Source organism: Amycolatopsis sp. NPDC104863 (assembly GCF_055582965.1).
Genome location: NZ_JBVJOW010000008.1, coordinates 1 through 17,946 on the forward strand (window position 1 = coordinate 1; position 17,946 = coordinate 17,946).

At 70.6% G+C, this 17,946-nt stretch carries 26 protein-coding genes; 5 read left to right on the forward strand and 21 right to left on the reverse strand.

What is annotated here, in order from left to right; all coding sequences use genetic code 11:
• Together ACZ63J_RS36135 and ACZ63J_RS36140 are read left to right on the forward strand one after the other, a co-directional pair.
• On the forward strand, positions 1 to 423 hold a 423-nt coding region (locus ACZ63J_RS36135), incomplete at its 5' end, for a molybdopterin-binding protein (protein ID WP_465407724.1).
• A gap of 113 nt (positions 424 to 536) precedes the next feature.
• Entirely contained in the window at positions 537 to 1,205 is a 669-nt protein-coding gene (locus tag ACZ63J_RS36140; RefSeq protein WP_465407726.1) for a fasciclin domain-containing protein, read from the forward strand.
• 241 nt (positions 1,206 to 1,446) lie between these two features.
• Here ACZ63J_RS36140 and ACZ63J_RS36145 read toward each other — a convergent pair whose 3' ends face one another.
• From ACZ63J_RS36145 to ACZ63J_RS36180, 8 genes are all read right to left on the reverse strand, one after another.
• Positions 1,447 to 2,010, reverse strand: coding sequence for an alkaline shock response membrane anchor protein AmaP (locus ACZ63J_RS36145; protein WP_465407728.1), 564 nt, complete (start codon positions 2,008 to 2,010; stop codon positions 1,447 to 1,449).
• Positions 2,007 to 2,534: a DUF6286 domain-containing protein gene (locus ACZ63J_RS36150; RefSeq protein ID WP_465407730.1), complete on the reverse strand. Its 528-nt coding sequence runs from the start codon at positions 2,532 to 2,534 to the stop codon at positions 2,007 to 2,009. Before ACZ63J_RS36150 ends, ACZ63J_RS36145 begins: the two co-directional genes overlap by 4 nt.
• Complete coding sequence (locus ACZ63J_RS36155; RefSeq protein WP_465407732.1) at positions 2,531 to 2,911, reverse strand: Asp23/Gls24 family envelope stress response protein; 381 nt, start codon at positions 2,909 to 2,911, stop codon at positions 2,531 to 2,533. The genes ACZ63J_RS36150 and ACZ63J_RS36155 overlap by 4 nt, the downstream gene beginning before the upstream one ends.
• Positions 2,908 to 3,084: a hypothetical protein gene (locus tag ACZ63J_RS36160; RefSeq protein ID WP_465407733.1), complete on the reverse strand. Its 177-nt coding sequence runs from the start codon at positions 3,082 to 3,084 to the stop codon at positions 2,908 to 2,910. Before ACZ63J_RS36160 ends, ACZ63J_RS36155 begins: the two co-directional genes overlap by 4 nt.
• Complete coding sequence (locus ACZ63J_RS36165) at positions 3,081 to 3,395, reverse strand: hypothetical protein (RefSeq protein WP_465407735.1); 315 nt, start codon at positions 3,393 to 3,395, stop codon at positions 3,081 to 3,083. The genes ACZ63J_RS36160 and ACZ63J_RS36165 overlap by 4 nt, the downstream gene beginning before the upstream one ends.
• A complete protein-coding gene (locus ACZ63J_RS36170) occupies positions 3,392 to 3,859 on the reverse strand; it encodes an Asp23/Gls24 family envelope stress response protein (protein WP_465407737.1) in 468 nt (155 codons plus the stop codon). Before ACZ63J_RS36170 ends, ACZ63J_RS36165 begins: the two co-directional genes overlap by 4 nt.
• Before the next feature lie 140 nt (positions 3,860 to 3,999).
• Complete coding sequence (locus ACZ63J_RS36175; protein ID WP_465407873.1) at positions 4,000 to 4,725, reverse strand: SigB/SigF/SigG family RNA polymerase sigma factor; 726 nt, start codon at positions 4,723 to 4,725, stop codon at positions 4,000 to 4,002.
• 283 nt (positions 4,726 to 5,008) lie between these two features.
• Complete coding sequence (locus ACZ63J_RS36180) at positions 5,009 to 5,785, reverse strand: hypothetical protein (protein ID WP_465407739.1); 777 nt, start codon at positions 5,783 to 5,785, stop codon at positions 5,009 to 5,011.
• 77 nt (positions 5,786 to 5,862) lie between these two features.
• Here ACZ63J_RS36180 and ACZ63J_RS36185 point away from each other — a divergent pair, with 77 nt between their 5' ends.
• Positions 5,863 to 7,638: a hypothetical protein gene (locus ACZ63J_RS36185; protein WP_465407741.1), complete on the forward strand. Its 1,776-nt coding sequence runs from the start codon at positions 5,863 to 5,865 to the stop codon at positions 7,636 to 7,638.
• A gap of 4 nt (positions 7,639 to 7,642) precedes the next feature.
• Here the strand turns inward: ACZ63J_RS36185 and ACZ63J_RS36190 are convergent, their stop codons facing one another.
• The 7 genes from ACZ63J_RS36190 to ACZ63J_RS36220 all read right to left on the reverse strand — a co-directional run bounded on the left by ACZ63J_RS36190 (position 7,643) and on the right by ACZ63J_RS36220 (position 10,840).
• Complete coding sequence (locus ACZ63J_RS36190) at positions 7,643 to 7,870, reverse strand: three-helix bundle dimerization domain-containing protein (protein ID WP_465407745.1); 228 nt, start codon at positions 7,868 to 7,870, stop codon at positions 7,643 to 7,645.
• Between the two features lie 109 nt (positions 7,871 to 7,979).
• Positions 7,980 to 8,396, reverse strand: a complete 417-nt coding sequence (locus ACZ63J_RS36195; RefSeq protein ID WP_465407747.1) for a YkvA family protein — start codon at positions 8,394 to 8,396, stop codon at positions 7,980 to 7,982.
• Positions 8,397 to 8,433: 37 nt separating this feature from the next.
• On the reverse strand, positions 8,434 to 8,637 hold the full coding sequence (locus ACZ63J_RS36200) for a hypothetical protein (RefSeq protein WP_465407749.1): 204 nt from the start codon (positions 8,635 to 8,637) through the stop codon (positions 8,434 to 8,436).
• On the reverse strand, positions 8,634 to 8,975 hold the full coding sequence (locus tag ACZ63J_RS36205; protein WP_465407751.1) for an ArsR/SmtB family transcription factor: 342 nt from the start codon (positions 8,973 to 8,975) through the stop codon (positions 8,634 to 8,636). Before ACZ63J_RS36205 ends, ACZ63J_RS36200 begins: the two co-directional genes overlap by 4 nt.
• A gap of 34 nt (positions 8,976 to 9,009) precedes the next feature.
• Positions 9,010 to 9,411 (reverse strand): arsenate reductase ArsC, encoded by a 402-nt coding sequence (locus tag ACZ63J_RS36210; protein ID WP_465407753.1) that lies wholly within the window; start codon positions 9,409 to 9,411, stop codon positions 9,010 to 9,012.
• The gene (gene arsB / locus ACZ63J_RS36215; protein ID WP_465407755.1) at positions 9,408 to 10,481 is read right to left on the reverse strand and encodes an ACR3 family arsenite efflux transporter; all 1,074 of its coding nucleotides are present in this window, start codon (positions 10,479 to 10,481) and stop codon (positions 9,408 to 9,410) included. The genes ACZ63J_RS36210 and arsB overlap by 4 nt, the downstream gene beginning before the upstream one ends.
• The gene (locus ACZ63J_RS36220; RefSeq protein ID WP_465407757.1) at positions 10,478 to 10,840 is read right to left on the reverse strand and encodes an ArsR/SmtB family transcription factor; all 363 of its coding nucleotides are present in this window, start codon (positions 10,838 to 10,840) and stop codon (positions 10,478 to 10,480) included. The genes arsB and ACZ63J_RS36220 overlap by 4 nt, the downstream gene beginning before the upstream one ends.
• Before the next feature lie 82 nt (positions 10,841 to 10,922).
• Here ACZ63J_RS36220 and ACZ63J_RS36225 point away from each other — a divergent pair, with 82 nt between their 5' ends.
• Positions 10,923 to 11,396 carry an ArsI/CadI family heavy metal resistance metalloenzyme gene (locus ACZ63J_RS36225; protein ID WP_465407759.1) on the forward strand — a complete coding sequence of 158 codons (474 nt, stop codon included), beginning with the start codon at positions 10,923 to 10,925 and terminating at the stop codon, positions 11,394 to 11,396.
• 199 nt (positions 11,397 to 11,595) lie between these two features.
• Here the strand turns inward: ACZ63J_RS36225 and ACZ63J_RS36230 are convergent, their stop codons facing one another.
• The 3 genes from ACZ63J_RS36230 to ACZ63J_RS36240 form a co-directional block, all read right to left on the reverse strand.
• Positions 11,596 to 12,342: a Scr1 family TA system antitoxin-like transcriptional regulator gene (locus tag ACZ63J_RS36230; protein WP_465407761.1), complete on the reverse strand. Its 747-nt coding sequence runs from the start codon at positions 12,340 to 12,342 to the stop codon at positions 11,596 to 11,598.
• 32 nt (positions 12,343 to 12,374) lie between these two features.
• Positions 12,375 to 12,989 (reverse strand): restriction endonuclease, encoded by a 615-nt coding sequence (locus ACZ63J_RS36235; RefSeq protein ID WP_465407763.1) that lies wholly within the window; start codon positions 12,987 to 12,989, stop codon positions 12,375 to 12,377.
• Positions 12,990 to 13,108: 119 nt separating this feature from the next.
• A complete protein-coding gene (locus tag ACZ63J_RS36240) occupies positions 13,109 to 13,492 on the reverse strand; it encodes a MarR family transcriptional regulator (RefSeq protein ID WP_465407765.1) in 384 nt (127 codons plus the stop codon).
• A gap of 367 nt (positions 13,493 to 13,859) precedes the next feature.
• Between ACZ63J_RS36240 and ACZ63J_RS36245 the strand changes: the two genes are divergently transcribed.
• Positions 13,860 to 15,416 carry a helix-turn-helix transcriptional regulator gene (locus tag ACZ63J_RS36245; protein WP_465407767.1) on the forward strand — a complete coding sequence of 519 codons (1,557 nt, stop codon included), beginning with the start codon at positions 13,860 to 13,862 and terminating at the stop codon, positions 15,414 to 15,416.
• Here the strand turns inward: ACZ63J_RS36245 and ACZ63J_RS36250 are convergent.
• The 3 genes from ACZ63J_RS36250 to ACZ63J_RS36260 all read right to left on the reverse strand — a co-directional run bounded on the left by ACZ63J_RS36250 (position 15,405) and on the right by ACZ63J_RS36260 (position 17,782).
• Complete coding sequence (locus ACZ63J_RS36250; protein ID WP_465407769.1) at positions 15,405 to 15,755, reverse strand: cupin domain-containing protein; 351 nt, start codon at positions 15,753 to 15,755, stop codon at positions 15,405 to 15,407. The genes ACZ63J_RS36245 and ACZ63J_RS36250 overlap by 12 nt on opposite strands.
• Positions 15,752 to 17,290 (reverse strand): transcriptional regulator, encoded by a 1,539-nt coding sequence (locus ACZ63J_RS36255; protein WP_465407771.1) that lies wholly within the window; start codon positions 17,288 to 17,290, stop codon positions 15,752 to 15,754. Before ACZ63J_RS36255 ends, ACZ63J_RS36250 begins: the two co-directional genes overlap by 4 nt.
• A 111-nt stretch (positions 17,291 to 17,401) precedes the next feature.
• Positions 17,402 to 17,782 (reverse strand): XRE family transcriptional regulator, encoded by a 381-nt coding sequence (locus tag ACZ63J_RS36260; protein ID WP_465407773.1) that lies wholly within the window; start codon positions 17,780 to 17,782, stop codon positions 17,402 to 17,404.
• Between the last annotated feature and the right edge of the window lie 164 nt (positions 17,783 to 17,946).

Genomic DNA, 17,946 nt, shown 5'->3' on the forward strand with positions numbered 1-17,946 from the left:
ACGAAGTGGGTCGTGGACATCGAAGTCACCACCTGGGCGGCACGGCAGGCCTACTGGCTCAAGCGGAGCTGGAGCCGGGAAGCGCCGATCAAGACGGAGTCGCGGATCGACTCGCACCGCGGCTTCGCCAACGTCCAAAAAGGAAAGGTCCGCGTCGCCGGGGTGGCGTGGGCCCAGCACACCGGGATCGACAAGGTCGAGGTCCGGATCGACCAGGGTCCCTGGCAGCCGACCACCTTGTCCCAGCAGGTGAACCTCAACACGTGGCGGATGTGGTGGACGGAGATCGACCTGTCCGCCGGGGTGCACCAGGTGTTCTGCCGCGCCACGGACAAGTCCGGCTACACCCAGACCGACCAGCGCGCGGGCACCGTGCCCAACGGCGCGACCGGCTGGCACAACGTCACCTTCACCGCCGCCTGAGAATTTCTTCCGATCCACCAATCCGGTTCCCGTCGGGCGCCGAATAGTAAGCAACGAGAGGTTTTCGCCACCTCTGGCAGCCTCAGCCGCGTAATCAATTGGAGTGATTTTTCGTGCGTAACCTTCGTATTGCCGGAATCGGCCTGACCGCGGCCGCCGCGCTGACCCTGACCGCCTGTGGCAGCAGCGACACCGCTTCCTCGGGTTCCTCCAGCGCCCCGGCTCCCTCGTCCTCGATGGCCGCCCCGTCGTCCAGCGCTGCCGCCGCCGGTGATGGCATGACGACCAACGCCGACGTCTTCGGCCCGGCGTGCGGCCAGCTGCCGCAGGGTTCCGCCCCGGGTTCGCTGGACTCGATGGGCCCGCAGCCGGTCGCTTCGGCTGCGTCGACGAACCCGCTGCTGACCAAGCTGGTCGCCGCGGTGAAGGCCACCAACCTGGTCGACACGCTCAACAGCGCGCCGTCGATCACCGTGTTCGCGCCGGCCGACCCGGCGTTCGCCGCGCTGGGTGACGCGAAGTTCGCCGAGCTGGCGGGCAAGCCGGCCGAGCTGTCGCCGATCCTGCAGTACCACGTCGTCGGCAAGCGTTACGACGCCAAGGGCCTCGAGGGCGCCGGCACGCTCGACAGCCTCAACGCCGCCGGTGGTCCGCTGAAGATCGAGGGCTCGGGCGAGAACATGACCGTCAACGGCGCGAAGATCCTCTGCGGCAACATCCCCACCAAGAACGCGACCGTCTTCGTGATCGACAAGGTGCTCACCCCGGGCACCAACAAGTAACACCGGCTTGGCCACCGACGGGTGGCCGGCACCGGGCGGCTGCCCCGGACTCCACGGACCTTCTGGAGCCCGGGGCGGCCGTCCTTTCCTGTCCGGGCTCGGAGAGGGACCACAGTCTGGCGGCGGGTTGCAGGAGATCCGCCGCCGGGGACGCCGAAGCGGCGGCGTCCGCCGGTCGTCGCCACCGCCGGATCACTCCAGGGTCGTGGCGGCGGCCGGCCTTTTGCCCGACGGTGAGACGTCAGCGGGCTCGAGCGCCGGCTTTGGTGGTGAAGCGGAACTCGATGCTCGCCGGCAGGGTTTCCAGGTCCAGAGCTTGCCGCAGGCGCGGCAGGCCGTGGTTCTCGAGCTGCTCGCGGATGGCCGTCGGGTCGCCGTCCTGTTCAACACCGAGCACGACCGCGAGCGCCGGATCGGTGCTGGTGCCCGCGAGGGTCGCGTGGGCGGCGTGGACACCGGGGTAGGTCTCGACCTCGGTCAGGAACGGCGCGACGGCGGTGGCGGCGGCCAGTTCGGTCCGGCCGCGGTCACTCTCGAAGCGCCAGGTGTGGGTCTTCGGCTTCCGGGTCAGCTGCGCCGCCAGCCAGCGCAGCAGGAGCAGGCCAAGGACGATCGCGCCCGCGGCGACCACGTACCAGACCCAGGCCGGCGGATCCGCGGTGCCGGGCGCGAGCGGGGCGTCCGGGGCCAGCAGCGTGAGCTTGCCGAAGTGCGTGGCGACAGCGAACCCGCCGACCGCCAGCAGCACCAGGCCCAGGAGACCGAGCAGGGTGCGGTTGAGCCGGGCCGGGCGGTTGAGGCTCATGACGGGCTCCTGGTGGACTTGACCCGGACCTTGACCGCGGGTGTCGTGACCGGCGCGATCTGGGCGAGCCGCCGTTCGATCGCCGAGCGCACGGCCTCGGGCAGTCCTTCGACGTTCGTTCGTGCCGTGCGGATCCGGGCGGTCACCTTGCGGCGCTTGACTTTCAGCGTCGCCGCGGTCACACCGTCCACATCGGACGCCGCCGCGCGCAGTGTCGAGCGGTAGCTGCGCCGGGAAGCGCCGGAGTCGGTCTCGCCCTGCAACGGGAAGACGACGAGCTTGCCCGGCAGCACCGCCGCGGCGAGCAGCGCCAGGCCGATGAGCCCCGCGACTGCTCCCACAAGGACGGGGACGAGCTCGTTCCAGCGGGTTCGGTGCAGCCAGCCGGCGACGTCGGCGTAGCTGATCCACGGTGTCTGACCGAGGATCAGCTGGAACGCGACGACGGCGGCCAGCACGCAGCCGGCGAGCAGGACCACCGCGACGAGCACGGCGGGCGTGCTGCGGCGAGGTCGGCGTTTCACAGCACCCTCCGGCTCTCGGCGGACGCAGTGGGCAGCGCCGTCACGGTGATGTCGACGCGCTCGACGCTCAGCCCGGTGAGCTCTTCGACCCGGCGAACGAGGTGGTCGCGCGCGGTCTCGGTGGTTTTCCGCACCGACTGCGGGTAGCCGATCGACAGCCGGACCGCCAGGGTGGCGCTCTCGGCGGAGACGGTCGCGGTCACCTTGGCGCCGCGCTCGGAGGTCTCGCCGCCGACCGCCACGCCCAGGACACGGGTCGCGGCCCCACCCACGCCGGCCACCTCGGTGACGGCGTGGGCGGCGATCCGTTCGACGGCGCTGTCCGAGAGGGTCAGCGCGCCACGGTCGGCCGGAGCGGGCCGGGTCATGGCCGTCACCCCCGGTCCCGGCCCGAGAGCGCCGAGATGTCGAGCTTGCCGTCGAGGAACCGGCCCACCAGCAGGCCGAGCCCGCCGAGGACGAGGACCACGAGGAAGGCGCCGAAGCCACCGAAAGCGGCGGCGAGGCCCAGGACGAGGCCGGTCAACAGGCCGATCAGGGTGTGGTTCACGGGATCTCCTTCACAGCGGCGGCGACCACGGTCGCGGCCGGTCCGGCGATGTCGCCGATGTGGACGTGCACCGGCCGGTCGACCGGCCCGAGGGCGAGGCGGACCGCCGCGCCGATCTCGGCGGCGGTGGCCGGGTACCGGCCGGTGACACCGACAGTGATCTCCCCGGGCCGGATCCGGACGCCGGGGACGCGGCGGCCCGGCAAGAGCGTGGCGATCTCGCCGAAGTGGCCGCTGTGCAGGGCCGCCACCTGCGGGAGCGCCGTCACGAGCGTGGCGAGGGCGGCGGCGTTCGCGACGCCGCCGGTCACCGGACCCGGCCGCTCTCGGACAGGTCCGCGCCCTCGTCGTCACCCGGGAGGTGGACGTCGGCGATCCCGATGTTGACCTCGACGACCTCGAGCCCGGTCATCGCCTCGACCGCGGTGATGACGTTGCGCCGCACGGCGCGGGCGAGGTCGGTGATGGAGACGCCGTATTCGACGAGGATCTGCAGGTCGATCGCGGCTTGCCGCTCGCCGACCTCGACGGCCACACCCTGGCCGGCCGAGGCGGTCGCGCCGGGGATCCGCTCACGCAGGGCGTTGAACGCCCGCGAAGCGCCGCCACCGAGAGCGTGGACGCCGGCGACCTCGCGGGTGGCGAGGCCGGCGACCTTCTGGACGACGACGTCGGAGATGGTCGTGACGCCGTGCGCGGAGGACAGGGCGCCGGTTTCGCGCTCGACGACGGTGGCGTCGGAGGTCTTGGTGGTGGTGCCGGCCGGGTTCGTCATGGGGGCTCCTTCGGGTCCGGCGCGGGCGGGTCCCGCTCGCCTGGACACCTGATGGACCCGGCCGGCCGGAGAACGTCACGAGCCGGAGGACGTGGGGCATCTCTCGCCGGTTGAAGGTTTGGACTGCCGAGTTCGCGGTTTCACTCCGCGAGCTGTTCGCGCAGCTCGCGGAGGATCTTGGTGAGCAGCCGGGAAACCTGCATCTGCGAAACACCGATCCGGGCCGCGATCTGCGACTGGCTCAGCTCGTCGAAGAACCGCATCGTGACGATGGCGCGTTCCCGCTCCGGCAGCCGCCGCAGCAAGGGCGCCATGGTTTCGTGGTCGTCGACGAGCTCGATCCGCGCGTCGAGCTCACCCATCGAGTCGGCCAGGGCCGCGGTGCCCTCGCCGTCGCCGATCGGGCGGTCCAGCGACGACGTCTCGTAGCAGTTCGCCGCGAGCAGCCCTTCGCGGACGGTCTCGACGTCGATGCCGAGGTGACCGGCGAGCTCACTCGGCGTCGGGGCGCGGCCGAGGGTTTGCGCGAGCTGCGTGGTCCCCTGGGCGAGCTGGGCGCTCAGCTCCTTCAACGCACGGGGGACCCGCATCGACCAGCCGGTGTCGCGGAAGAACCGGCGGACCTCACCCATCACGGTCGGCACCGCGAAGGGCAGGAAATCCGCTCCCTGCGCGGGATCGAACCGGTCGACGGCCTTCACCAGCCCGACGCGGGCGATCTGCACCAGGTCGTCGTGCGGCTGGCCGCGTCCGCCGAACCGCATGGCGACGTGCTCGGCGAGGGGCAGGTGCTCGAGGATCAGCCGCTCACGCAGCCGCGCCCGGCCCGGGTGACCGTCGGGGAGCGCGGCGAGCTCGTCGAACAACGGCCGGCAGCGGGCGTAGTCGTCCCTCGGGCGAGAACTGCGGCGATCGCGTGGCGCGGGCTCGCGGACCTCGTTCGTCGTCGGCGGGGCCGGACGCTCCAGCGTCGGCGCGGCGCCGGTCAACGGCGCGATCCTGGTCCGGCGGGGAAGAGCTCGGTCACGCTGCGCGCTGGCATGCGTTCTCCTGTCGTCGCGGCGGAGGTACCCACGACCGAGGTGCGCACAAACATGAACGGGCGCCGCGTTCGGTACGTCACAGAACTGCAATCCGGCGGCGGGGTCGTCACAGGTAGTCGCGCAGCGCGCTGACTTCCAGGACCATCAGCTCCGCGTCCTGCAGCGGGTCGGCCCAGCGGGTCGCGGTGGCGGACGGCCGGGGCGCGGGCCGGTTCGGGTCCACTTTGAACTCGATCGCGTCGGCCGCCCCCTTGATCGTGCGGAGCTGTTCTTCGAGCGATCCGAGTTCGCGTTCGCCGGCGGTGATGCCGCGGCCGGCTTCGGCGCGGCTCGCCGCATCGACTCCGCGCCGCTTGTCTTCGGCCTGTTCCGTTCTCGCGGACTCGAGCTGGAGCGCCCGGCGCGCCGCGTTCCACACGACGTGCGCCAGCCGCCGGTCGGTGTCGAACGCGCCGGTGCGCCACGCGGTCGTCTTCGCGATTCGCTCGCCCAGCGCGCAGATGCGCATCGCCTGGTCCTGGCCGTCGCTCACCTGGACCGACGGATCACCGCCCGTCCGCTTGCGGTGTTTTTCCACGACGTCGCCGGCGTCGAAGGCCAGTTCGAACCCGACGAGGACCAGGCCGGCGCCGACGCCGAGGACAACCCACAGCACGACCGACCAGAAGGCGCCGCTGGAGAAGAAGAACGGGAAGGCGATGGCCGGGGCCAGGACGAGCACGATGGCGACGAGCCCGAGGAGCTCGTCACGGCGGTGGGTCACCCCGCCGGCCGGGGTCAGGGTGTGCCCCGCGGCCAGCAGCTGCGGATCGAAGACGCGGTAGCCGGACTCCGTGCGGATCATGGAGGGCAACGCGGTGACCTGCGCGTCGGGTCCGTCCATCGGGTCCTCCCCGGGTGGTTGCGTTTCCCGGTGGTGCTCGGTGACCATGGTCCCAGATCCGGCCCCGGGGAGGCAGCGTGATCGACCGCGAAGCCCAGTTGCGGGTCCTGCTCGACCGGGTCGAGGACGAGCGCGCCCGCGGCCGCGCGAACCGCGTGCGGGGGACGCTCCGGCTGGCGGCGTGGGTGCTCGCGGCGCTGGTGGTGCTGACCGTGCTCGCCGTGGTGGCCGACCAGGCGGTGCTGGCCGCGCAGCCGTTCTGGTCCGGCGCGGGGCTGGCGGTCCTGCTGGCGGTGGGCCAGGGCGTCGCCGGCACGACGTTCACCCGGCTGAGGGAGCACGAGGACGACGCCGGACGGCTGCGGCTGGCGGTCCGCCTGCACCGCGCCCACGAGCTGGCCGGCTGGGAGGCCGAGGACGTCCGGGACCGGCAGCGGCAGCTCGACGACCTCGACGACGCCCGCGACGACCGGCGCCGCACCCGGCGGCAGCTGACCGGGGCGCTCGTGGCCGTGGCCGGGTTCGGTGGTGGGCTCGCCGCGACGTTCGGCGTGCTCGGCGCGTCCTGGCCGGCTGGCTGGGGGATTCGCCTGCTGGTCGCCGTCCTGTCCTGCGGCGCCCAGGTCGCCCTCGAGGTGACGGCGGTCGCGGCCGGGCGGCTGGGCGTCACGAAAGCCAACCTCACCGGCGCACAGCGGCGGCACCGCGACACGGCGCTGTACGACGCGCCCGCGCCGGGCGCCGAGCGCACGCACTTGGCGCCGTTGGGGCCGCGGGGCTGGCCGTTCGCCGTGCTTCCGGTGATCGCGGTGGTTCTCCTGGCCGCGGTCGGCTTCTCGAGCGTGGCCGTGAGCTACCCCGAACCTGCCGCGGCGCCGGACCTCTCCACACCTGCGCTGCAGCTGGCCGGCCGGAAGATCGGGGCGCCGGTGAACTGGGCGTCGGGGGTGGCCGTCACCCCGGACGGCAAGCACGTCTACGTCGGCAACGCCGGCCCGGCCGACCGGCCCGGCAGCGACGTCGCGGTGGTCGACCTGAGCACCGGCACGGTGACCACGACGCTTCCGGTCGCGCCGCACCCGATGGCCCTGGCCCTCACCCGCGACGGCCGCCGTCTCGTCGTGGCGAGCACCGGGCCGGCCAAGACCCCGGCGGGCGCGCTCACGATCCTCGATCCGGTGACGGCGCAGGTCCGTTCGACGGTCCGGCTGGCCGGGCCGCCGCTCGACGTCGCCGTGTCGGCGGACGGGCGCACGGCGTGGGCCGTCATCTCCGGCCCGAGCGCCTACGACAAGGGTTCCGCGGTCGCGGTCGACGTCGAGAAGGGCACGGTCGTCGCCTCGGTCCCGGTCGGGGTCGATCCGGACGGGATCACGCTCGACGGCGATCGCGCGTACGTGGCCAACTTCGACGAGAACACGGTCTCGGTCGTCGACACCGTCCGGCACACCGCTATGTCCACTGTGGACACCGGAGCGGGGCCGGGGAACCTGGTGGCGGACCCGCTGCGGCACAGCGTGTGGGTCGTCAACCAGACCGAGTCCGACGCACGCAGCGCGCTGACGGTGATCGACACGGCGACCCTGAAGACCACGCCGGTCGACCTCGGCCCGCCCCCGCCCGGGACCAGCGGAGCGACGTCGCTCGCCCTCACCCCGGACGGCCGGCGGCTGCTCGTCAGCCGCGCCAGCCCGACCATGGACCCGGCGCCACTGCTGTACGTCATCGACCCGGCGACCCGGCGCGGCACGGGGGTGATCACGATGCCCTACTCGTACCGCATCGCGACGACACCCGACAGCCACCACGCGATCACCGCGGCGGGCGACCTGTGGCTGCTCGACATCCCTTGACCGGCTAGGTCCGGTGGTTCTCGGTCAGCGTCGTGCGGACGGCCCGTTCGATCAGGATCGGCACGAAGGCGTGGACGCGGGCGCCGGTGAACCGGGCGCGTTCGTGGCTGATGAGGTCGTGCAGCCGGGTCGGGGCCACCTGGGCGTATTCGTGGCTCAGGCGGTCTTCGAGCTGGGCGAGGTGGGAGTCGAGCTGTTCGGAGGCGAGCGTGTCCAGGGTTGGGCTGCTCATCGCGATCCTTCCCGTCGGCCATGCCGGTTGGGTTCGAATGCCCGGTAAAGCAACTATAGGGTGAATGGGAGATGAACGGCAGGCGCTGGCCGTGGCAGGAATTCCCGTGTCATGAACGGTTCTGACCGGTCAGGCGTACGAGAGCGGTGAATCCGTCGTCGGTGCCGGGCCAATGGGCGCGAACCGCTTCGAGGCCGGCGCGGCGCACCACACCGCGCAGGACGGCGACGACGATGATGGCGTCGTCGGCGTAGCCGAGCACCGGGATGAAGTCCGGCACCAGGTCGATCGGCATCGCGAGGTAGGCCAGGAGCAGGCCGAGCCGGATCCGGACGCCGCGGGGCAGGGTCCGGTCGCCGGCGAGCCGGCGGATCAGCCGGAGGACGTCGGGGAGCAGGCGTAGTGCTTCGCGAAGCGCTCCCCGCCGCGGTCGGACGACCAGGAGGGCCGCGACGAGGGCGAGCCAGGTCAGGAGCAGCGCGGCTGCGATGCCGATGAGGAGGTCCCACCAGAACGAACCGGTCATCGGCAGCCGGCGGCCGGGCGGCGGCGCTCGATCATGATCACGTCGCGCCATCGGTCGTGGTGGCGGCCGAGGCGTTCCCGGCCTGGTCCCTGACCTGCTCGGCGTGCGCGGCGTTGGTCACGCTGCCACCCGAGCCGAGGTCGAGGAGCGTCTCCCCGGGGGTGCGGGTCGGCAGACCGGTTCCCCCTGCCCGCCAGGCGCGGCGGGCCGCGGCGGCGTAGCGGTCGCCGATGGGGTTCATCGCGTGACCGCCGCGAACGGCAGGACGCTGCGCCCCATGACGACGTCGGCGGCGGTCGGGAAGCAGGACATGCACGCCTGGTTGACCCGGTAGAGCCGGGCCGTCCCGCGTGGTTCGACCAGCACGAAACGGGCTTCGGTGAGGATCTTCAGGTGCGCGGACACGGTGGACTGGCTCACGCTGACCTGCTCGACGACCTCACCGACGGTCATCGGCTCGCCGGCGGAAGCCAGCAGGTTCAGGATCTGCACCCGGGTCGGGTCCGCGAGCGCGCGGAACCACCCGGCGTAGGTCTCGGCGGTGTGGCGATCGAGCACGGCGACCCTTCCATCGTTCATCGACGATAGACGATGAACGAGGCGCGAGGAAGACTCAGGCGGGAACCAGCTCGGCGAGCAGCTCCCGGACGCGGCGGTCGATCTCGTCGCAGATCGGGCGGACCTGGTCGACCGGGAGGCCGGCCGGGTCGTCGAGCTGCCAGTCCAGGTAGCGCTTGCCGGGAAAGATCGGGCAGGCGTCGCCGCAACCCATGGTGATCACGACGTCGGCGGCCCGCACGGCTTCGGTCGTCAGTGGCTTGGGGAACTCCCGCGACAGGTCCAGGCCCAGCTCGGCCATCGCCGCGGTCACCGCCGGGTTGATCGAGCCCGCGGGTGCCGATCCGGCCGAGCGGACGAGCACCGCGCCGCGGGCGTGGTGGTGCAGCAGGGCGGCGGCCATCTGCGACCGGCCGGCGTTGTGGACGCAGACGAACAGCACTTCCGGGGTACTCACGAGACAACCTCCACGGGAGCGGGGACGAACCGGCGGCGCAGCGCGAGCGAGACGTAGACCAGCGCGACGAGCACGGGCACTTCGATCAGCGGCCCGACGACCCCGGCCAGCGCCTGCCCGCTCGTGGCGCCGAACGTCGCGATGGCGACGGCGATGGCGAGCTCGAAGTTGTTGCCCGCGGCGGTGAACGCGAGCGTCGTGGTCCGTTCGTACGACAGGCCAACGGCTTTGCCGAACGCGTAGGACCCGGCCCACATCAGTCCGAAGTAGACGAGCAACGGCACCGCGATCCGGACCACGTCCAGCGGCCGCGCGGTGATCTGGTCTCCTTGCAGCGCAAAGAGGATCACGATGGTGAACAGCAGCCCGTAGAGCGCGGCCGGGCCGATCCTCGGCAGGAACCGCGTCTCGTACCACGTCCGGCCCCTGGCGCGCTCGCCGAGCCGGCGGGTCAGGTAGCCCGCCACCAGGGGGATGCCGAGGAAGATCAGCACGCTCTTGGCGATCTGCCACCCGGACACCGCGAGATCGGCCTGCGGGAGGCCCAGCCAGCCCGGCAGAACCGCAAGGTAGAACCAGCCGAGCACGCCGAACGCGATCACCTGGAACACCGAGTTCAGCGCGACCAGCACGGCGGCGGCTTCCCGGTCGCCGCAGGCGAGGTCGTTCCAGATGACCACCATGGCGATGCAGCGGGCGAGGCCGACGATGATCAGCCCGGTCCGGTACTCCGGCAGGTCCGGCAGCAGCAGCCAGGCGAGGGCGAACATCAGTGCCGGGCCGACAACCCAGTTGAGCACCAGGGACGGCCACAACAGCCGCCGGTCGCGGGTGACGGCGCCGAGCCGGTCGTAGCGGACCTTCGCCAGCACCGGGTACATCATCACCAGCAGGCCGAGCGCGATCGGCAGCGAGATCCCGTCGACCTGCACCGCGGACAACGCCGTGTTCAGCCCGGGAACCCCGCGGCCGGCCAGCAGCCCGGCGACCATCGCGGCGGCGATCCAGACGGCCAGGAACCGGTCCAAGGTGGACAGCTTGCCGACCGGGCCCGTCGGTGCGTCGGTCATGCCGGAACCGGGGAGTCGCCGGGGACGAGCACGGCCGAGAGGCGGGCCAGCACCTCGGGGTGGACGCGGTAGTACACCCAGGTCCCGCGGCGCTCGCCGGTGATCAGCCCGGATTCGCGCAGCACCTTGAGGTGGTGGGAGATGGTCGGGCCGGTCAGGTCGAACGCGTCGGTCAGGTCGCACACGCACGCTTCGCCGCCCGCGTGGGAGGCGATCAGCGACAGCAGGCGCAGCCGGACCGGGTCGGACATCGCCTTGAACAGCTTCGCCAGCTCGGCCGCCTGGTCGGCGGACAAGGGTTCGCGGGTCAGCGGGGAGCAGCACTCGTCCGGCGCGACGATCGGGAGCTGTTTCGGCATACGTCTATGTTGACAGGTGTCTATCTAGAGAGCAATCTAAGTCGCATCCTGATTTGATGAACGTCTATCCAAGGAGGATGGGATGTCACGGGTACAGCTCGCGCTGCGGGTCGGAGACCTCGAAGGCTCGATCGACTTCTACTCGAAGCTGTTCGGCGCCGAGCCGGCCAAGCTCCGGCCCGGTTACGCGAACTTCGCGATCGCCGAGCCCGCGCTCAAGCTCGTGCTGCTGGAGGGGGAGCCGGGCCAGGCGACGGTCATGGACCACCTCGGCGTCGAGGTCGAGTCGACCGACCAGGTCAGCGAGGCCGGCAAGCGCCTGACGGGGGAGGGGCTGGAGACGTTGCCCGAGGACAACACGACGTGCTGCTACGCCGTGCAGGACAAGGTGTGGGTGCACGGCCCCGGCCAGGAGCCGTGGGAGGTCTACACCGTGAAGGCCGATTCGCAGGCCTTCGGCACCGACAGCGTCGCCACTCCGGCCACGTGCTGCACGCCCGACGCGGAGACCGGCCAGGTCGACAAAGCCGCTCAGCCCGAAGGCTGTTGCTCCTGACCGCTGCGGAGTGGGCGGCGCGGTCGAGCTCACCGCCAGCTCGACCGCGAGTCCGGAATGGTCCGCGGGTGCGGGGAGACACGAGCAGAGCTGCTCGCCCACAGCCGGTGCGTCAAAGGCGGCTGTGCCAGAGGCGCCGCAGAGCATGGTGATGGTTTGGCCGGGCTGGGGAGCGGGTCGAGGTAGATCACGGCGGCTGTCATGTCGCCGGTACCCGGTTCGCGATGGCCGGTGCCTTGCGCAGAAGTGCTTTTGCTCGGCGGTGATAGCTGGTCAGGAGGGCCTGGTCGGTCAGGTAGGTGATGCAGTGGGTGTGCTTGAGCGCGACGGCGATGGGCGTGGCGTCCGATTCGAAGACGGTGAACGGTTCGAGTGCAGTTGAGGACGGCAGGACGCGGATGTCGATGTGGGCCGCTTGGCGGTGATCGTCGCGAAGGAGTTCACCGCCGGTCGTGTCCAGGGCGTGGTCGCCGACCATGAACACGTAGCGGCACCGGCCGTCGTTCATGGTCTGCAGCCGGAGCTGGCGGTGGAACGTCTCCTGGTCCGAGCGTTCCGTGGCTTCGCCCGGGAGCATTGCGGCCGGTGCCAGAAGCAGGTCGGGGACGCTGAACGGCGCCCACTCCACGATCCGGGTGGAAAGCCGCTCGTAGGTTCCCAGCAGGTCGATCAGCGGCGACGTGGAGTGGTCGACCCAGTTCGCGATGCCGACGTGCTCGGCCAGCGCCATCATCTGCTGGTACTCGGTTCCTCTGACCTGCAGGCAGCCGAGAATGCGTGCGACGATCGTGGCAGCCGGGGCGGTCGCGCCGAGCTCCCAGTTCGACAGGCTTGCGGGATGAATGCCCAGTGTGCGGGCCAGCTTGCGCAGGCTGATCCTGCGTCGTTCGCGGGCGTCGCGCAGGCCGGCGCTGAGTGCCAGCAGCGCAGGTCCGGATGTCGTCATGGTGGTTCCCTCGGCGAGCGGAAAGGTCGTGTTCAAGCCGCGGCGGCCCGGTGCCAGGGCGGCGGGCCGGTTCGGCTGGCCCAGGCCGCGAGGGCGACCGCGTCGAGGAGCCGGATGCCGGCGAGCCGGGCGTATTCGTGGGCCGCCCTGGTGAACGTGGAAGTGGTGACGACGGCGGCGACGTCGGCGCGGTGGACCGTGAAACACGTGCCACCGAAGCGTTGCAGGTCCGGGCTGGTGACCTTGTTCGTGATCGAGTAGCGCTTGGCCTGGAGCACGATCTTGGCACCGTCGGGGGAGTAGCCGATCACGTCGGCGCCGAGGTCGCCGGACTTCCCGGTGGTGTCGACAGCTATACAGCCGTCTCGGATGCACAGCACCGCCAGGGCGTTCTCGAATTCGTCCGGCTTCATCGCGCGGTAGCGGTCGGCCTCCTCGGCTCGCATCAGCTGTCTGCGCCAAGTTCGCTGCCTCCGCTGCCGATCGAGCAGAAGTCCGAAGAGGACGGAGCAGACGAGCAGTGATCCCGCGACTGCCGAGGCGACGGGATGGGTGGCGATCAGCTGGCCGACGGCACGCAAGGCCAGTGCCGTGAAGACCAGGGGAAGCAGCCAGCGTCTCCGGCGGGTCTTCGCATTCCTGGCCATGTTCGTCCCTTCGTCGCTGTCACATGAGGTGCTGGAACCCGTCACGCCGTCACCAGCTCTGTGACCGGCTGAGAACTCGCTGAACTGGGGAAACGCATCGCAAGACGGCTGTGACGGCGTCACGAGCGGGTCGTTTCCGGCCCGGATCGCGGGCCTCCGCGGCCAGGCGGTGAGTCGCGTCCCGACCTGTCACGCCGCCCCGCGACCAGCTCGGCCGCGGTGGCCGCGACTGCCTGCAAGGCGATGACGTGGGCCGTGAGCCGGTCCAGGCCCACCGTGGTGAGGCGGAGCTCGTCCTGGCCGCGCGAGCTCAGGTAGCCCGAAGCTCGAAGGAACTGGAGGTGGAGGTCGAGATCCGGGCGGGGAAGCCCGAGCGCCTGCTCGATCTCGGGCCGGTGGTGCCAGCGCGTGTCGGCCAGGAGGCAGGCGACGAAGAGGCGGACCGGCTGGAGCAGCACCGGGTCGAGGTCGCCCTGCGGTGTGCCGGAGATCGCTTCCGTCATCGCTTCGCCGTCCTCGTCCGGCGGAACGCCGCAAGACACCGCGGGAGCGGGCGGCGTGGCCGTCCGGCGTGGCCAGTGGGCGGAGACGGACGGCCGGCCACGAGAACCCGGCATGCTTCGCACGCTCGGTTGACCGGCGCCAGGCAGGAGTCGATCAGGAGCTCGTGGCCGCAGACGGACGCGTAGCGGCCCTGCTGAGCGTGGACGCCGCTAGCGAAGTCTTCGTCCGTGACGGCGTGGGCGAGTCGATCATCGGCGCATCGGTACCAGCCGACGTAGCGCACGGCACCCTCCTCGGACCTCGAATTGCTGAAATCATCAGATCGGCAAGATGGGTCACGGGCCAGGGCAAGGATGGCGCACAAGGGTGCAGGAGTGTGGCACTGTGGCTAATGAGCTGCAACGATGGTGCTATCGTGGATCCGGCAGGACAGGGAGGGAGCCCACGATGCTCAAAAGTCGTCGACGCGACGGGCTGATCTCAGCTCGCCGACTCGCCGGCTACACGCAGGAAGGCTTGGCGGCCGCTCTGAACGTCGATCGATCGACGGTCGTTCGCTGGGAAGCCGGTGACCACGTGCCTCTGCCTTACCTCTGGCCCAGGCTCGCCGCTGTGCTCGGTCGTTCGCGTGACGAGCTGCGCACCTTGATCGGCTCGGCGGTGTCACCGACCGAGGTGGGCACTGAGCTCGACTCGGTCTTCGACTGGCTCGACCGCCGCGCCAGGTGGCCACCGGGGTCGTCGCGCGGGCACGTGAGCGCGGTCGTCCCCGCGTCGGCTCGCGCGGGGACGCGGATCGGACGGAGTCTGATCGCGGACTCACTGGCCGGGTACTACGAGCCTCCGGTGCCGGGTTTCAGCCAGTACACCGCACGCTTCGGGCAGAGCACGGTGAACACCAGCGTCCTTACCCGGCCCGAGTGGGTGGATCTCGCTTGCCCGTTGGACTCGGCGACCGATCGCCTCGCGCTGGTCACGGTCACCCGGCCGCCGTCGGCCCAGGTCGACGAGCGCGCGGCGGTCAAGCGGCTCGCGGAGGCGGCCTCGTCCGGCATTCGGATCGAGGACGTCCCGCTCTACCGGTTGATCGAGGTCGATCCCCGATCGAGCGGCCTGGTCGGCGAGGTGGGCGTCGCGTCCTTCGCCGACTACGCCCTCGGACCGGATTTGCTCGAAGGAGAGCTGTTCGACCGGCTGGTGGCCGGCCGTGCCGTGCGGGCGGGGTCACTGCCCCTGCGCGACAAGTACCTGCCCGATGTGGCCTCCGTGCTCGACCTGCCGAAGCGGCTGTGCGCCGGTGGTGTCCTGGCGCTGACGGCGATAGCTCGACCCGCGGACCCTTTGCGTGGTGACGCCGACTACCTCCTGCTCGTTCAGGAACGGTCCGCTCACGTCGTGAACGCGGCGCACCGCCTCTCGGTGATCCCGAAGAGCTTCCACGGCCCGATGGCCGACCGGCGAGCGGACGCGCGCATCGGCGCGACGCTGCGGCGCGAGCTGGAGGAGGAGTTGTTCGGACGCACCGACGTGGACCGGACTGCCAGGCATCGCCGGGTCGCCGACCCGATGCACCCCACCAGGCTTTCCGCGCCGATGCGCTGGCTCGCCGAGGAGCCCGGCCGGCTGCGGATGGAGTGCACCGGGTTCGGGTTCAACCTGGTCAGCGGAAACTACGAGTTCGCGAGCCTGGTCGTGATCGAGGACGAAGGGTTCTGGCCACGGTTCGGCGGCGAGATCGAGGCGAACTGGGAGGCCGCCGGGCTGCGCCAGTACTCGACGCTCGACGGTGATCTGATCGGTGAGCTGGTCGGCGACGAGAACTGGAGCAATGAAGGCCTGTTCGCCTTTCTCCAAGGATTGCGCCGGCTGACCGGAATCGGCGGTGACCGCGTGCGGATTCCGGTGGTCGAATCAAACGGCTGACGGCCAGCGGACGGTCAGGACGACCGAAGCGGCCAAAGCCTCCCAGGAATGGTCGATCCCCGGACCCCACATCATGTAGTCGCCTTGCCTGTTCAGGACCTTGCTCCCGCCGGTGACCTCGACGCGGAACTCGCCGGACACCAGCATCACCAGAGTGGTCCGCTGGTCATCGGAAGTCCATTCGGGACGTTTGTCACCTGCGGGGTGGTTGGCCCACTTGACTTCGACGTCTTCAGACGAACGGACACCTCGCGACGGATCGATGAAGTGGCCGACCAGCCAGCCGCGGGTGTCCGCCGCGTCCTCGGTGGCGTTGCCGGCGGTCCAACCGTCGCTCACTGGCCGATCTCCCATTCGATCGCGGGTAACGTGACACGCTCGCCGCCGATTTGCGCGAGGCGGCGGAGCCCCTGCGTCATGGCGAACAAACCTTCGTTGCTCCAAGCTACCTCACTCAACAACTCGGTGACGAGCTCCGTGTCCGTTGTCGAATACTGGCGAAGTGTCGCGGATTCCCAGTTGGCTTCGACCACTCCGCCGTACCGTGCCCAGAATTCCTCATCGTCGATGACGACCAGGCTGGCGAACTCGTAGTTCCCGCTGACCAGGTTCAGGCCGAAACCGGTGCACTCCATCCGCATCCGGCCGGGCTCGGCCAGCAGCCAGCGCATCGGCTCGGTCAGCCGCATCGGGTGCATGGGGTCAGCGGACAGCGGATCGCCCAGCGTGTTGTCGGTCTCCGGACGGCCGAACAGCTCCTCTTCCATCTCGCGGCGGAGCGTCGCGCCGATCTGCGCGTCTCGCCGGACGTCGGAGAGCGGTTGGTGGAAACCCTTCGGGATGACCGCGAGCCGGCGGGCCGCGTTGAGCACGCTGCCGGATCGTTCCTGGACCAGCAGCAGGTAGTCCGCGTCGCCGCGGTACGGGTCGGCCGGACGCGCGATGGCGGTCAACGCCAGGACGCCTCCGGCGCACAGGCGTCCGCCGACGTCGAGTACGGACGCCAGGTCCGGGAGGTAGTGGTCGCGCAGCGGCATCGTCTTGGTCCCGGCGGAGACCGCGTCGGTCAGTTCGCCTTCGAGCAGGTCGCCGGTCAGGGCGTAATGGACGAAGTGGTCCACACCGAACGACGGCGCGATCTCGCCGGCGCGAACCTGGGTGTCCAGCAGACGGTAGATCGGGCTGTTCACCAGCCGGGTGTTCATGGTCAGCGTCTCGGCGATCCGCTGAACGGCCCGGTCCGCCGCGTGCCGGTCCAGTTCGGACCCCGGGTCCGGCCGGGCGCTCACCACGGTGGGGCGGTCGTGGGGAAGCCGGAGCCCGGAGTTCAAGTCCAGCCAGTCCGCGCAGGTCAGGACGCTGGTGTGCACGAGGACGTCGCCGACTCGCGCGGTGAAGAGGCCGTGTTCACCGTCCCAGCCGCCGTAGTACTCCGTGAGCGCATCGGCGAGTTCACGCTGGCTGACCCGGCCGCGGCGCGTCCCGCGGTCCCGGAGCGCCTGCGGGTCGATCGCGGCGGCCCGCTCGGCGACGGCTTGCCGCGCTCGACCGGGTGACCAGTGGGCGCGCTGCGCCAGCCAGTCCAGGGCGGCCTTGATGTCCGGGTCGTCGTCGAGGCGATCGTCAGGCTCGACGGCGGGCTTGGCGCCGGTCAGCTCCGCGAACCGGGCCTGCTCGGCCTCCGTCGCCCGCTCCAACGCGGCGTCGAGCACCTGTTGCATGTCCGACTGCGGCCGGAGGCCGGGCTTCTGGTGCCAGGAGGCGACTGTGCGCGCGCCGATTCCGAGGTGTTCGGCGAACCGTTCCTGGCTGAGCCGCAATGCCGCCTGCAATGCGGCCGCCGTGCGTCCCGTCCATCCCCCGGCCGGATTCATCGCGCTCCCGAATGTCGGCGATCTGCGGTGGTCGTGCAGTGGTGCTGCGGTGCTTGTGCATGGGGTGCGAGGTCGTTCCGGCCTTGAATTGAAGGCATGGAAAAGACATCGCTAACGCTTCGGTCGGACGTGCTCCACGACCGTCGCCAGACTGGTCTGGACGTCTTCCAGCCGGTCGGTGATCTCGGCCAGCCGCTGTTCGAGCGCGTCCAAGCGGGACCAGAGCTCGTGCCCGTCGTCCGACGGCTCGTCCGGGTGCGGCGGCGTGCGGTTCTGCAGGACGGCTCGCAGGTGCTGGGGGTGCCAGCCCAGCGTCGTGGAAAGGGCTTCGAGCGTTCGCGCGCTTCGGCGGCGTTCGACCGTGTGGTGCTGCAGCTCGCGCACGATCGCCTGCGACACGTGCGAGCGCTCCGCCAGCTCGCGTTGCCGCCAGCCGAGTTCGCGCACTCGCATGTCGATCGCCTTCGCGACCGCCGTCCAGTCCTCCGTCACGTATTCCTCCGCGGTCCGCCTCAGCGCCGAGATTAGCGCTTCTTAAGCCCTTGTCCGCGTCACGGCGGCGTATTGCGCTGGCGCGTCGGGCAGACGCGTCTTTGTGACAGCTGAAATCAATAACATAGTCTTGAAATCATCAGATTGGTTTCTTCATGAACAGC

What these genes read in the sequence shown, in the direction of transcription:
- ACZ63J_RS36145 (WP_465407728.1), bottom strand. Translation starts at nt 2,010, where the DNA reads ATGAGCCTCAACCGCCCGGCCCGGCTCAACCGCACCCTGCTCGGTCTC.
- ACZ63J_RS36170 (WP_465407737.1), bottom strand. Translation starts at nt 3,859, where the DNA reads ATGACGAACCCGGCCGGCACCACCACCAAGACCTCCGACGCCACCGTC.
- ACZ63J_RS36180 (WP_465407739.1), bottom strand. Translation starts at nt 5,785, where the DNA reads ATGGACGGACCCGACGCGCAGGTCACCGCGTTGCCCTCCATGATCCGC.
- ACZ63J_RS36190 (WP_465407745.1), bottom strand. Translation starts at nt 7,870, where the DNA reads ATGAGCAGCCCAACCCTGGACACGCTCGCCTCCGAACAGCTCGACTCC.
- ACZ63J_RS36195 (WP_465407747.1), bottom strand. Translation starts at nt 8,396, where the DNA reads ATGACCGGTTCGTTCTGGTGGGACCTCCTCATCGGCATCGCAGCCGCG.
- ACZ63J_RS36200 (WP_465407749.1), bottom strand. Translation starts at nt 8,637, where the DNA reads ATGAACCCCATCGGCGACCGCTACGCCGCCGCGGCCCGCCGCGCCTGG.
- ACZ63J_RS36205 (WP_465407751.1), bottom strand. Translation starts at nt 8,975, where the DNA reads ATGAACGATGGAAGGGTCGCCGTGCTCGATCGCCACACCGCCGAGACC.
- arsB (WP_465407755.1), bottom strand. Translation starts at nt 10,481, where the DNA reads ATGACCGACGCACCGACGGGCCCGGTCGGCAAGCTGTCCACCTTGGAC.
- ACZ63J_RS36220 (WP_465407757.1), bottom strand. Translation starts at nt 10,840, where the DNA reads ATGCCGAAACAGCTCCCGATCGTCGCGCCGGACGAGTGCTGCTCCCCG.
- ACZ63J_RS36225 (WP_465407759.1), top strand. Translation starts at nt 10,923, where the DNA reads ATGTCACGGGTACAGCTCGCGCTGCGGGTCGGAGACCTCGAAGGCTCG.
- ACZ63J_RS36230 (WP_465407761.1), bottom strand. Translation starts at nt 12,342, where the DNA reads ATGACGACATCCGGACCTGCGCTGCTGGCACTCAGCGCCGGCCTGCGC.
- ACZ63J_RS36235 (WP_465407763.1), bottom strand. Translation starts at nt 12,989, where the DNA reads ATGGCCAGGAATGCGAAGACCCGCCGGAGACGCTGGCTGCTTCCCCTG.
- ACZ63J_RS36240 (WP_465407765.1), bottom strand. Translation starts at nt 13,492, where the DNA reads ATGACGGAAGCGATCTCCGGCACACCGCAGGGCGACCTCGACCCGGTG.
- ACZ63J_RS36255 (WP_465407771.1), bottom strand. Translation starts at nt 17,290, where the DNA reads ATGAATCCGGCCGGGGGATGGACGGGACGCACGGCGGCCGCATTGCAG.